This window comes from Nonomuraea sp. NPDC049480 (assembly GCF_044465905.1).
In the GTDB taxonomy this organism is placed as follows: Bacteria; Actinomycetota; Actinomycetes; order Streptosporangiales; family Streptosporangiaceae; genus Nonomuraea.
In genome coordinates, this window is record NZ_JBITMD010000054.1 from 1 (window position 1) to 13,621 (window position 13,621).

Annotated in this window: 6 protein-coding genes; all 6 read left to right on the forward strand. The window is 72.6% G+C overall.

The annotated features are described in order from the left end of the window. Positions 1-30 precede the first annotated feature (30 nt). The 6 genes from ACIBX3_RS59850 to ACIBX3_RS59875 all read left to right on the forward strand — a co-directional run bounded on the left by ACIBX3_RS59850 (position 31) and on the right by ACIBX3_RS59875 (position 13,572). On the forward strand, positions 31-7,608 hold the full coding sequence (locus ACIBX3_RS59850) for an SDR family NAD(P)-dependent oxidoreductase (protein WP_397129785.1): 7,578 nt from the start codon (positions 31-33) through the stop codon (positions 7,606-7,608). A gap of 44 nt (positions 7,609-7,652) precedes the next feature. After that, positions 7,653-9,317 carry a (2,3-dihydroxybenzoyl)adenylate synthase gene (locus tag ACIBX3_RS59855; RefSeq protein WP_397129779.1) on the forward strand — a complete coding sequence of 555 codons (1,665 nt, stop codon included), beginning with the start codon at positions 7,653-7,655 and terminating at the stop codon, positions 9,315-9,317. After that, complete coding sequence (locus ACIBX3_RS59860; RefSeq protein ID WP_397129780.1) at positions 9,317-10,768, forward strand: isochorismate synthase MenF; 1,452 nt, start codon at positions 9,317-9,319, stop codon at positions 10,766-10,768. Before ACIBX3_RS59855 ends, ACIBX3_RS59860 begins: the two co-directional genes overlap by 1 nt. After that, positions 10,765-11,664 carry an ABC transporter ATP-binding protein gene (locus tag ACIBX3_RS59865; protein WP_397129781.1) on the forward strand — a complete coding sequence of 300 codons (900 nt, stop codon included), beginning with the start codon at positions 10,765-10,767 and terminating at the stop codon, positions 11,662-11,664. The genes ACIBX3_RS59860 and ACIBX3_RS59865 overlap by 4 nt, the downstream gene beginning before the upstream one ends. Then, positions 11,661-12,449 carry a hypothetical protein gene (locus tag ACIBX3_RS59870; protein WP_397129782.1) on the forward strand — a complete coding sequence of 263 codons (789 nt, stop codon included), beginning with the start codon at positions 11,661-11,663 and terminating at the stop codon, positions 12,447-12,449. Before ACIBX3_RS59865 ends, ACIBX3_RS59870 begins: the two co-directional genes overlap by 4 nt. A 232-nt stretch (positions 12,450-12,681) precedes the next feature. Then, complete coding sequence (locus ACIBX3_RS59875; protein WP_397129783.1) at positions 12,682-13,572, forward strand: FG-GAP repeat domain-containing protein; 891 nt, start codon at positions 12,682-12,684, stop codon at positions 13,570-13,572. The last annotated feature ends 49 nt before the right edge of the window (positions 13,573-13,621 follow it).

Sequence of the window (13,621 nt, forward strand, 5' to 3'; positions counted from 1 at the left end):
CACTCGCAGGGGGAGATCGCCGCTGCGGTGGTGGCCGGTGCGCTGTCGTTGGAGGACGGGGCGCGGGTGGTGGCGTTGCGCAGCCGGGCGATCACCGCGCTGGCGGGCCGGGGTGGTATGGCGTCGCTGCCGTTCCCGGCGGGTGAGGTGGCGACCTTGTTGGAGCGGTGGGAGGGGCGGGTTTCGATCGCTGCGGTCAACGGCCCTTCTTCCACGGTGGTCTCCGGTGATGTGGAGGCGCTGGAGGAGTTGCTGGCCGGTTGTGAGCGGGCGCGGCGGATCGAGGTGGATTATGCCTCGCACTCGGCGCATGTGGAGGCGATCGAGGAGGAGATCGCGAGTCTGCTGGCTCCGATCAGCCCGCGCGTGTGCGAGGTGCCGTGGTATTCGACCGTCCGTGAGACCTGGCTGGACGGTACCGAAGTCGGCGCCGCGTACTGGTATGAGAACTTGCGGCAGACGGTGTGGTTCGCGTCGGCGGTCGGGGAGTTGGCGGGTGGTGGGTTCCGGTTCTTTGTGGAGGTCAGTGCGCATCCGGTGGTGCAGATCGGGATGCGGGAGGTGTTGGAGGAGGCTGCTGCGGAGGCGGCGGTGGTGTGTGGCACGTTGCGTCGTGAGGAGGGTGGTCTGCGCCGGTTGTGGGCGAGTGCGGCCGAGTTGTGGGTGCATGGTGCCGGTATCGACTGGCAGGGGGTGTTCGAGCCGGCCCGGCCGCGGCGGGTGGAGCTGCCCACCTACGCCTTCCAACACCAGCGCTACTGGCCGAAGACCGTCCAGTCGACCGGCGACCTCACCGAGCTCGGCATGGGCCCCGCCGGGCACGCGTTGCTGGCGGCCGCGGTCTCGCTCGCGGACGGCGAGGGCCTGCTGCTGACCGGACGGCTCTCACTGAAGACGCACCCGTGGCTGGCCGATCACGCCGTCAACGGGCAGGTGATCCTGCCGGGAACGGCCTTCGTCGAGCTGGCCGTCAGAGCCGGCGACGAGGCCGGCTGCGACCTGCTGGAAGAGCTCACCCTCCAAGCCCCGCTCATCCTCCCGGAACGCGGGGGAGTGCAGGTCCAGGTCGCCGTCGGCGCGCCCGACGAGGACGGCCGGCGACCGCTGACCGTTCACGCCCGGCTCGACGACGAGCCGTGGACCCGGCACGCCACCGGCTTCCTCGCCACGGACACCGGCGCGGCCACGTTCGCCGAACCGTCCTGGCCGCCGCCCGGCGCGACCGCGGTGAACGCCGGCGACGTGTACGAACTCCTGACCGCCATCGGCATCGACTACGGCCCCGCCTTCCGCGGCGTCCAGGCCGTGTGGCGGCGCGACCAGGAGCTCTTCGCCGAGGTCGCCCTGCCGGAGGGCACCGAGACCGGCGGGTTCGGGCTGCACCCCGCGCTGCTCGACGCCGCGCTGCAGCCGCTCGCCGTGGGAGATTTCTTCCCCGCCCAGGACGGCGGCGGACCCGTGCTGCCCTTCGCCTGGACCGGGGTGCGGCTGGCCGCCACCGGCGCGGCCGCCCTACGCGTCCGGCTCGCGCCCGCAGGGGCGAACGCGGTCAGGATCGAGGTCGCCGACGCCGCCGGCGCGCCCGTCGCCTCCGTTGACTCGCTGGTCGTCCGGGCGATGGCCGCCGACAGCACGTCGGGCGCGGACCGGTTGCGCGACGCGCTGTTCGCCCTCGACTGGATGCCCATCAGGACGGCACCCGCTCCCGCACAGGACAGCGCTGCCTACGCCATCGCCGGCGGCGACGGCAGCCGTCTCAAGGCCGCGCTGGAGGCGGCGGGGGCGCAGGTAGGCGTGCTCGACCCGGACGGCGCCGCACACCGCATGGCGTTCTTCGTGTGCGCCCCGCGGACCGGCGGAGACGAGGCCGCGGGCGCCCGCTTCGCGACCTGCGAGGTGCTCGAGGCCGCTCAGTCCTGGCTCGACCAGGAGCGATACGCCGAGGTTCCGCTCGTCGTCGTGACCAAGGGCGCTGTGGCCTCGGGCCAAGAGCTGCCGGGCGCCGCGGTATGGGGGCTGATGCGGTCGGCCCAGTCCGAGAACCCCGGCCGTTTCATCCTGCTCGACATCGACGGCACGGACGCCTCCTGGGCGGCGCTCCCGGCCGCCGTCGCCTCGGGCGAGCCACAGATCGCGCTGGTCGAGGGCGAGATCCTGGTGCCGCGGCTCACCCGCTACCGCGCTCCCCAGCCCGGCACGGCCGCGACGCCGGACAGCGATTCCGAGTCCCGCACCAGCCCCTGGGGCCCCGACGGCACCGTACTGATCACCGGAGGGACCGGCACCCTGGGCGGGATCGTCGCCCGGCACCTGGTAGCCGAGCACGGCGTCCGGCGGCTGCTGCTGATCAGCCGGCGCGGACCCGCCGCCGACGGCGCCACCGAGCTGATGGCGGAGCTGAACGGCCTGGGCGCGGACGTCACCGTCACCGCCTGCGACGCCGCCGACCGGCAGGCACTGGCGGACGTGCTGGCCGCCATCCCCCAGGAGCACCCGCTCACCGGCGTCGTCCACACCGCCGGCGCCCTGGACGACGGCGTCCTGGCGGCCCTCACCCCCGACCGGATCGACACCGTGCTCCGCGCCAAGGCCGATGCCGCGCTGAACCTGCACGAGCTGACCGAGGACCTGCCGCTGACCGCGTTCGTGCTGTTCTCCTCGGCCGCCGGCGTCTTCGGCGGCCCGGGACAGGGCAACTACGCCGCCGCCAACGCGTTCGTCGACGCGCTCGCCGAGCGGCGCAGGAAGCGCGGCCTGCCCGCGCTCTCCCTGGCGTGGGGCCTGTGGGAGCAGGACAGCGGCCTCACCGGGACGCTCAGCGACACCGACCGGGCGCGTCTGGCCCGCACCGGCGTCACGCCGATCACCACCGCGGACGGGCTCGCGCTGCTGGACGCGGCCTGCGCCGGGGACCGGCCGGCGCTGGTCCCGATCCGGCTGGAGTTCGCCGCCCTGCGGACAGCGGCCCAGTTCGGCGCGCTGCCCACGATCATGCGGGAACTGGTCCCCACCCCCAAAAGACGGGTGGTGGGCGACAACCCGGCCGCCGCGTCGGAGTTGCGCGAGCGCCTGGCCCGCATGCCGGAGTCGGAGCACACCAGAGTGCTGCTCGACCTCGTGCTCGGCCAGGTGGCGACCGTACTCGGCTACCCGGATCCCAGCGCCGTGGAGCAGGACCGGCCCTTCAACGAGGCCGGGTTCGACTCGCTCACCGCCGTCGAGTTCCGCAACCGGCTGAACGCGGTCACCGGGCTCCGGCTGCCCGCCACGCTGATCTTCGACTACCCGACGCCCGTCGGCCTGGTCCAGTACCTGCGGACCCGCCTGCTCGACGGCTCCCAGCAGGCCGCCGCCACCCGGACCAGGACCGGTGAAGAGGAGCCGATCGTCATCGTCGGCATGAGCTGCCGCCTCCCCGGCGGTGTCACCAACCCCGACCAGCTGTGGGATCTGGTGGCCGAAGGCGGCGACGCGATGGCGATGTTCCCCGCCGACCGCAACTGGAACCTGGACGAGCTCTACCACCCCGACCCCGAGCACCCCGGCACCACGTACGCCCGAGAGGGCGGCTTCGTGTACGACGCCACCACGTTCGACCCGGCCTTCTTCAGCATCTCGCCCCGAGAGACCATCGCCATGGACCCCCAGCAGCGTCTGATGCTGGAGAGCTCGTGGGAGGCGCTCGAACACGCCGGCATCGACCCCGCCACGCTGCGCGGCAGCCAGACCGGCGTGTACGTCGGCCTGATGTACCACGACTACGGCATGCACCTGCAGAACCCGACGGGCGACCTCGAAGGCCTGGTCGGCACCGGTGTCTCCGCCGGAGTGGCGTCCGGCCGGGTCTCCTACACCTTCGGCTTCGAAGGCCCGTCGGTCACCGTCGACACGGCCTGCTCCTCCTCGCTGGTGGCCCTGCACATGGCGATCCAGGCGCTGCGGCGCGGCGAGTGCTCGCTCGCCCTGGCCGGCGGCGTCACCGTGCTGTCCACCCCGTCGGTGTTCGTCGACTTCAGCCGCCAGCGGGGGCTGGCCCCCGACGGCCGCTGCAAGTCGTTCGCCGAGGCCGCCGACGGCACCGGCTGGGCCGAAGGCGTGGGCGTGCTGCTCGTCGAGCGGCTCTCCGACGCGCGCCGCAACGGCCACCCGATCCTGGCCGTCGTCCGCGGCACCGCGATCAACCAGGACGGCGCCAGCTACGGGCTCACCGCGCCCAACGGCCCCTCGCAGCAGCGCCTCATCGAGCAGGCGCTCGCCGACGCGGGACTGCGCCCGGACGACGTCGACGCCGTCGAGGGCCACGGCACCGGCACCACGCTCGGCGACCCGATCGAGGCCCAGGCCGTCGTCGCCACCTACGGCCAGGACCGGCCCGAGGACCGGCCGCTCTGGCTCGGCTCGGTGAAGTCCAACCTCGGCCACACCCAGGCCGCGGCCGGCGTCACGGGCATCATCAAGATGGTCATGGCCATGCGCCACGGCGTGCTGCCCAAGACGCTGCACGTGGACGAGCCGACCACGCACGTCGCGTGGGACGCGGGCGCGGTCAGGCTGCTGACCGAGGCCACCCCGTGGCCCGAGACGGGCAGGCCGCGCCGCGCCGGCGTCTCCTCCTTCGGCATCAGCGGCACCAACGCCCACGTCATCATCGAGCAGCCCCCTCAGGAGCCGGCCGCGGCGGAACAGGCGGAGACCGGGCGGCCGGTGATCCCCTGGGTGTTGTCGGCCAAGAGCTCGGACGCGCTGCGGGGCCAGGCCCGCAGGTTGCGCGACCACCTGGCGTCCCGGCCCGGCCAGCAGGCCGCCGACCTCGCGTGGTCCCTGGCCACGACGCGGGCCTCGTTCAAGCGGCGGCTGGTCGTCCTGGGCGCCACCCGCGACGACCTCGCCGCCGGCCTGGAGGCCGCGATCGACGGCATCCCCTCGGACCACGTGATCACGGGCTCGGCGGCCCGTGGCCGCACCGCGTACCTCTTCACCGGCCAGGGCAGCCAGCGCATCGGCATGGGGCAGGAACTGTATGCGGCCTGGCCGGAGTACGCCGAGGCCTTCGACGAGGTGTGCGCCAGGTTCGACCGGCACCTCGACCGGCCGCTGCGCGAGGTCATCGCCGGTGACGCCGAACTGCTCCACCAGACGCGGTACACGCAGGCCGCGCTGTTCGCCGTCGAGGTCGCCCTGTTCCGCTGCCTGGAGACCTGGGGCGTGCGCCCCGACCTCCTGGCCGGCCACTCGATCGGCGAGATCGTCGCCGCGCACGTCGCCGGCGTGCTGTCGCTGGACGACGCGGTCACACTCGTGGCCGCCCGGGGCAGGCTCATGCAGGCGCTCCCGCCGGGCGGCGCCATGGTCTCGGTACGCGGCGCCACGGAGGAGCAGGTACTGCCGCTGCTCGCCGGGCACGAGGACAGCGTCGGCATCGCCTCGCTCAACGGCCCGGCCTCGCTCGTCCTGTCCGGCGTGGAGGCAAGTGTGCTGGAGCTGGCCGAACGGCTGGCCGACCGCGGCTGCAAGACCAAGCGGCTGACCGTCAGCCACGCGTTCCACTCGCCGCTCATGGAACCGGCGCTCGAGGAGTTCGTGAACGTCGCGCGGGAGCTGGCCTTCCAGCCGCCCACGACGCCCATCGTCTCCAACGTCACCGGCCGGCTCGCCACCGCCGAGGAGCTGACCTCGCCCGAGTACTGGGCCCGGCACCTGCGGCAGGCCGTACGGTTCTGCGACGGCGTGCGGACCCTGCGGGACCAGGGCGTCACCACGTTCCTCGAGCTCGGTCCCGACGCCGTGCTGTCGGCCATGGTCAAGGACTGCCTGGACGGCTGGACCGGCGTCGTCGCGCCGGTGCTGCGCCGTGACAGGGCGGAGAGCACCACGCTGATCGAGGCCCTGGCCCAGGGGCACGTTCACGGGCTCGCCGTCGACTGGAGCGCGGTGATCGGCGCCGGCGCGCGGGCGGTCCCGCTGCCGACCTACTCCTTCCAACGGCAGCGTTACTGGCCCGACCCGCCTCAGGTGGAGGAGTCCGTACGGCCTGACCAGGGGCTGTGGGACGCCGTCGGCCGCGAGGATCTCGACGGGCTGCTCGCGGTGCTCGGCCTGGACAGCGGGGCCACGCTCGACGAGCTGCTGCCCGCGCTGGCCCGGTTGCGCGGGCAGGACGGCGCCGGTCACGGGGACGTGCGCTTCCAGCTCGGCTGGCACCCCCTTACCGACCTCCCCGCCTCCGCCGTCCCCGGCACCTGGCTGATAGTCGCCCCAGGCAGCGCCACACCGTCCGATGCGTCGCCGAACGGCGCAGGGCCGTCGGCAGGCAGTGTTGCGGTGGGGGAGGTGCTGGCGGCCGGGCTTGCGGCCCACGGGGCGGACACCGTCGTGCTCTCCAAGATGCCGGAAACCGACGGCGGCGCGGCAGGCGTCATCTGCCTGCTCCCCGAGGGCGCGCCCGCCCCTGCGCTACCGGCGGGGTCGGCGCCGGTCTGGTTCCTCACGTGCGGTGCCATCCAGGTGGCGCCGTCCGACCGCGTCGCCGGACCCGAGAGCGCCCGGGACTGGGGGGCTCTGCGGGCGGCGACCGGCGGGGACCGGCGCGGCGGGCTGATCGATCTCCCGGCCAAGCCGAACGAGCAGGCCATCCGCCGGCTGTGCGTGGTGCTGTCCGGGCTGACCGGCGAGCGTGAGGTGGCCGTGCGCTCGGGCGGCGTCTTCGCCCGCAGACTGCGCCCCGCGCCGCCGACCGGCACGCCGCTCGGTCGCGAATGGCGGCCCGGCGGCACGGTCCTGTTCGCGGGCCCGCTCGACGACACGTCCACCGAACTGGCCAGGTGGGCCGCGCGCAACGGCGCGGACCGAGTCGTCCTGACCGAGCCGGCCTCCGGACTGGAGAGCGAGCCCGGCGTGGTCGTCCAGGACGTCGATGGGCGGCTTCCCGAGGGCGGGGTCGTGACCGCCGTCGTCTGTACGACGGCCGAGGCGGCTCACGCGCTCGACGAGCCGGCCCGCGCGGCCGACGTGCCCGTCTTCGTCCTCCTGGCGTCCGCGCAGGCCGCGTGGGGCGACGGCGCGGAGACGTACGAGTACTTCACCGCGCTGGCGGCCGAGCGGCTGGCCGCGGGACGGCCCGCGCTGGCCGTCGCCGCCGCACTGAAGGAGCCCGCGGACGCGGTGTCCGCCATCCGGCAGGCGCTGCGCCAGGGGGACTGGGCGCTCGTGGTCGCGGACCCGGACTGGGCCTCGCTCGCCGTGGCCGGGCATGCCCGGCTGCTGGAGGGGATCCCGCAGGCCGCCGGCGCGCAGGAGGGGCCGGGCGAGCTCGTGGAGGGCGCCGCCGCGTTCCGCCGCCTGCTGTCCGGCAGCCCGGCCGATGAGCACCGCGGCATCGTGCTCGACGTCGTACGCAGCCAGGCCGCCGCGATCCTGCAGCTGCCGCGGCCCGACGCGATGGAGCAGGACGCGGAGTTCTTCGAACTCGGCTTCTCCTCCATGGCCGCGGTCGAGCTGCGCAACCGGCTCGTCGAGATGACGGGCATCGAGGTGGCGGCCGATGCGATCTACGACTATCCGACCCCCGCCGAGCTGGCCGACCACCTGCTCGCCGAGGCCGTGAGCTGAGAACGCGGCCAGCCACCTCGACGAAGATGGGAAAGGACGTACACGTGTTGGACGGATGCACCCCCTGGCCGGAGGAATTCGCCGAACGCTACCGCGTGGCCGGCCACTGGCGCGACGAGACGCTCGGCGAGCTTCTCGGCCGCCTGGCCCGTACGCACTCGTACAAGACCGCCCTGGTGGCGGGCACGGACCGGTGGAGCTACGCCGAGCTGGACACCCGCGCCGACCGCCTGGCGGCGGGACTGGACTGGCTCGGCATCGGCCCGGGCGACCGCGTCGTCGTGCAGCTCCCCAACACGGCGGAGCTCGTCGCGCTGCTGTTCGCCCTGTTCAGGATCGGCGCCCAGCCGGTGCTGGCGTTGCCCGCCCACCGCAGCAGCGAGATCACGTACTTCTGCGAGTTCACCGAGGCGGTCGCCTACGTCATCCCCGACGTGCACATGGCGTTCGACTACCGGGAACTGGCCGCTGACGTCGCCGCCCGGGTCCCCACGCTCAAGCACGTGCTGGTCGCCGGGGACCCGGGCGGCTTCACCGCGCTCGGCGACGTGCGGGGAGACCCGGTGGACCTGCCCCGCCCCGACCCCGCCGAGGTGGCGTTGTTCCTGCTGTCCGGCGGCACGACCGGCGTGCCCAAGCTCGTGCCCCGCGCCCACCAGGAATGGTCCTACAGCGGGCGCGCTGTCGCCGAGGCGTGCGACTACGGTGAGGAGACCGTGCACCTGGTGAGCCTGCCGCTGACCCACAACTGGCCGCTGACCCACGGGCTGCTGGCCACGTTCCACGCGGGCGGCACGCTCGTGCTGGCGCCAGGGCCCAGTCCGGACGAGACCTTCCCGATCATCGAGCGGGAGCGGGTGACCGAGACCGGCCTGATCCCCGGCGCGGCGCTGCTGTGGATGGAGGCCGCCGAGTGGGACGAGTACGACCTGTCCAGCCTGCGCCGCGTGACGATCGGCGGCACGAAGCTCCAGCCGGAGCTGGCCCGCCGGGTCGAGCCCGCGCTCGGCTGCCGCCTCCAGCAGGCCTTCGGCATGGCCGAGGGACTGTGCGGGTTCCACCGGTGGGATGATCCGGAGGACGTGGTCCTCGTCAGCCAGGGACTGCCCGTCTCGCCCGACGACGAGGTACGCGTCGTGGACGAGGACGACCACGACGTGCCCCCGGGCGAAGTGGGCCAGCTCCTGGCCCGGGGACCGTACACCGTTCGCGGCTACTACCGGGCGCCCGAGCACAACGACAGGACGTTCACCGCCGACGGGTTCTACCGGACCGGGGATCTGGTTCGGCTGCTGCCGAGCGGGCACATCGTCTTCGAAGGCAGGGTCAAGGACCAGATCAACCGGGGCGCCGAGAAGATCGCCGCCGAGGAGGTGGAGAACCAGCTGCTCGCGCATCCAGGCATCAGAGAGGTCGCGCTGGTGGGACTGCCGGACGAGGTGCTGGGCGAGCGGATCTGCGCCTGCGTCGTCCCTCGCGGCACGCCGCCCACGCTGGCGGAGCTCTCCCTCTTCTTACGCGGACGCGGCGTCGCGGCCTTCAAGTTCCCCGACCGCCTGGAGATCGTTCACGAGCTGCCGCTCACCCCGCTGGGCAAAGTCAGCAAGAAGACGCTCACCGCCCTTCTCATTAGCTCGGGAGCTCCGCTCTCTTCGAGTCTCATCGGCTCGGGAGCTGCGGCTCCTTCGTCGTTCGTGAAGGACGCTTGATGCGCATCGACCTGCCCGGATTCCTGGAAGTGCATGCCAAGGCCGTCGTCGAGGCACGCAACAGCGCCCGCCGGGCGCTGGCCGTCTGGCGTCAGGAGATCCCGCCCGTCGACCCGGCCGGGCTGCTCAGACCGCTGTTCGAGCGGTCCACGAGGACATTCGTCTGGGTGTCGCCGCACTCCAGCGTCCTGGCCATGGGCAGCGCCATGGACTTCACGCATGCCGGCCATGACAGGTTCGGCGGCGTGCGGCGCGACTGGGAGCAGGCGCTGCAGACGGCGGTGGCCGGCGGGCCGGCCCCGCCCACGACGCCGTCCCTGGTCGGCGGCTTCTCCTTCGCGCCGCGCCCGGGACCGCTGCCCGAGGCGCTGATGTGGGTGCCCAGGGTCCTGATCGCGCGGGACCGCGGCGGCAGGACCACGCTCGCGCTCACCGCGAGCGTCGACCCCCGCCTCACCACGACCGACGGCCCGGCCCGCGCCGCCGCCGACGCCGTCGCCCTGCTCTCGGGCGCCGGGGTGCGTCCCTGCCCCGTTCCGCTGATCGAGGGCACGACCACGCTCGAGATCCCCTCAGCGTCGGAGTGGAAGGCGCTGGTCGCGCTCACCACCGAGCAGATCGCCCGCGGCCACTTCGACAAGGCGGTGCTGGCCCGCCAGCTGCGGGTGACCTCGCCCTGGGGCTACGACCTGCCCTCCGTGCTGGGGACCCTGCTCGACACGCAACGCGGCAGCACCGTCTTCGCCGTCGCCGCGTACGGGCACGCGTTCGTCGGCGCCACCCCGGAGCGGCTGGTCAGCCTGCGCGGCGGGCGGGCGGAGTCGATGAGCCTGGCGGCCTCCATGCCCCGCGGCGGCACCGCGGCCGAGGACGCGTGCCTGCGCGCCGCCCTGCTGCACGACGACAAGTCCCGGCGCGAGCAGGAGATCGTCACCGCCACCCTGCGGCACGCGTTCGGCCAGGTGTGCAGGGACGTCACGGTGCCGGCCCAGCCGCACGTGCTCGACCTGCCGAACCTGCGGCACCTCCACACCCGCGTCGTCGGCGACATCGCCGACCCGGAGAACGCGAGCGTCCTCGACCTCGTCGAGCGGCTGCACCCCACGCCCGCCGTCGGCGGGCACCCGCGCGGTGCCGCGCTCGACTGGCTGCGCGAGGCCGAGCCCTTCGACCGCGGCTGGTACGCCGGCCCCGTCGGCTGGATGAACGACGAACAGGAAGGAGACTTCGCGGTGGCGATCCGCTCAGCCCACCTGCAGGAGGGCACCGCGACTCTCTACGCGGGATGCGGCATCGTGGCGGGCTCCGACCCCGACGCCGAACTGGCCGAGACCCGGCTCAAGTTCCGCCCCCTGCTTAATGCCCTGGCGGTTCCCTTATCGGAAAGCGCACTATATAGACAGCCCGGTGCGAAATTCCGGCTCCCCTCACTGGAAGGACCGGGGAAATGATTGAGATAAACGGCTTGACAAAACGCTATGGAGACAAGACTGCCGTCGACGGATTGACGTTCAGTGTCCACCCGGGACGGGTCACTGGATTTCTCGGGCCCAATGGCGCGGGCAAATCGACCACCATGCGGGCCATTCTCGGCCTCGACCGCCCGGACTCGGGCGGCGTGACCGTCAACGGCCGCTCCTACGTGGGCCTGCCCCGCCCGATGCGTGAGGTGGGCGCGCTGCTGGACGCCCGCGCGGTGCACCCCAGACGCACGGCACGCAACCACCTGATCTGCATCGCCCAGACCAACGGCATCCCGCCCGCGCGGGTGGACGAGGTCCTGCGCCTGGTCGGACTGGAGTCGGTGGCGCGCAAGCGCGCCGGCGGCTTCTCGCTGGGCATGGGCCAGCGGCTGGGCATCGCGGTGGCGCTGCTGGGTGACCCGAAGGTGCTGCTGTTCGACGAGCCGGTCAACGGCCTCGACCCCGAAGGCATCAAGTGGATCCGCGAGCTGATGCGCTCCCTGGCCGCCGAGGGCCGCACGGTCCTGGTCTCCAGCCACCTCATGAGCGAGATGGCGCAGACCGCCGACCACCTCATCGTCATCGGCAGGGGCAAGCTCATCGCGGACATCGGGATCACCGAGTTCGTCCGGCAGGGGTCCAGCGTGCTGGTGCGGGTGGACGAGCAGGACAAGCTCGCCCGCCGCCTGACCGCGGCCGGCGCTGACGTGCAGCCGGGCGCCGACGGCGCGCTCATCGTGACCGGACTGGATTCCAGGGAGATCGGCAAGGTCGCGCTGGCCGCCGGGGTGGTGCTCACCGAGCTGACGCCGCAGCGCTCTCTGGAGGAGGCGTACATGAATCTGACCCGTGACAGCATCGAGTTCCAGGCGAGTGCGGCATGAGCGCGGTCCTCGCGGACACGATCCGCTCGGAGTGGACGAAATTCCGTACGATCCCAGCCAACATCCCGACGATGCTCGCGGCCGTGGTCCTCATGGTGGGCGCGGGCGCGCTCACCTCCAACGGCGCCAGCGAGAACTATCTGGCGGCCGCGCCGGCGGTCAAGGCGATGTTCGACCCGACGTACATCAGCATGTACGGCGGGTTCCTGTTCGCCCAGATCACCGTGGGTGCGCTGGGTGTGCTCATGGTCACCCACGAGTACGCCACCGGCCTGATCCGCACCAGCGTGACCGTGGTCCCGCGGCGCGGCCGGCTGATGGCGGCCAAGGTGGCGACGTTCGGGCTGCTCGCCCTGCTCATGGGGTGGCTCTCCGGATTCGGCGCCTATTTCCTCGGACAGGGGGTCATCGGCTCGGCCGGTGCCCCGGCCGCCTCACTCGACCAGCCGGGGGTCCTGCGGGCCGTCATCGGCATGGGGCTGATCTGGGCGCTGGTCGGGCTGACCGGGGTGGCGCTCGGGGGGCTGCTGCGGTCCACGATGAGTGCCACGACCGTGCTGGTGGCGGTCAACTTCATCATTCCGATCATCTCGCCCAGGCTACTGCCGGACTCGGTCGGCGCCTGGGTGAGCACGTACTGGCCCATTCAGGCCGGACTCCAGATCACCACCACCGTGCAGAACCCCGACCGGATGCTCCCCTGGCCCGGGTTCGCGGTGATGGCGGCCTTCACCGCGGTCCTGCTGATCACGGCGTTCGCGCGCTTCCGCTGGCGCGACACCTGAGACACCCAGCCTGATACCCGGCGGCGCTGCCCGCGTGCCGGGTATTCGGCCTGCCCGGGTCCCGGGCCGGCCCGAGAGGGACGCTCCCCGGGCATCTCGGCATGCCGCCGGGGCCGGGCACTCGGGGCTGACCAGCCGATTTAATGGGCGCTAGGGGTTACCCGCCTTATCCCACCTCGCAAATACTGATGACGCTTGGCAGGGAAAACCTGGCGGGGAGGAGCGTTCAACAATGGCGCCGAATTTCGCGAACGGTCAGTGCCGGTCGTTTCGAGGCGACGGACGGCCGGATCTGCTCGTGCGGAACACGGAGACCGGCGAATTGTTCGTCTATCCGCACAGCGGTGAGTTCCGGGGAACCGGGACCTATGACGAGCCGGTCAAGATAGGCGAGCGATTCGGCTGGTGGCGTTTCTTCTTCGTCCGCGCCGTGGACGCGAGCGGCGACGGGCGCGCCGACATCTGCGCGTTCAGCGCCAGCGAGTACGACATCAACCCGGGCGAGAACGGCGAGCACGGCTTCTTCCTGCTGCGTAACCTGGGCGGCCCCGGCGAGATCGGCCCCTTCGCCGAGCCCGTCCGCGTCTCCGGCAAGCGCGACGACGGCCAGGAGTGGGAGACGATCGGGTTCGCCGACGTGACCGGCACCGGCACCGACGACACGTTCGGCCGCGGCAAGGACGCCGGCAACGTGGACTTGTTCCCGCACCGCGACCGGGGCGTCGTCAAGAACGACACCTTCGACAAGGACCCGGTGCGGCTCACCGAGATCGACGTCGACGACCTCCCCGTGGCCATGGCCGACTTCACCGGCAACGGCACCCTCGACCTGCTGGTCCGCCGCGCGAACGGCGACCTCGACCTGTACGAGTTCGCCGGCCCGCCCGGCAAGGCGACCGACGGGACCTGGCACACCGTCGCCCACGGCTGGGACGTCATGCGGCTGATGACGCTCGCCGACATCGACCTGGACGGGCGTCCCGACCTGCTGGGCCTGCGCCCCGACGGCACGCTCGAGGCCTACCGGCACTCCGGCGCGTTCGACCCCGGACGCCCCCTCGACCTCTTCCGCGAACCGGTCACCGTCGCCACCGGATTCGGCAAGTACGACGTCGTCAGCTGATCACCGAAGAGCGTCCTTCTGCCCTCTGCCCGCCCTGTCGGAATCTGGA

What these genes read in the sequence shown, in the direction of transcription:
- ACIBX3_RS59870 (WP_397129782.1), top strand. Translation starts at nt 11,661, where the DNA reads ATGAGCGCGGTCCTCGCGGACACGATCCGCTCGGAGTGGACGAAATTC.
- ACIBX3_RS59875 (WP_397129783.1), top strand. Translation starts at nt 12,682, where the DNA reads ATGGCGCCGAATTTCGCGAACGGTCAGTGCCGGTCGTTTCGAGGCGAC.
- ACIBX3_RS59860 (WP_397129780.1), top strand. Translation starts at nt 9,317, where the DNA reads ATGCGCATCGACCTGCCCGGATTCCTGGAAGTGCATGCCAAGGCCGTC.
- ACIBX3_RS59865 (WP_397129781.1), top strand. Translation starts at nt 10,765, where the DNA reads ATGATTGAGATAAACGGCTTGACAAAACGCTATGGAGACAAGACTGCC.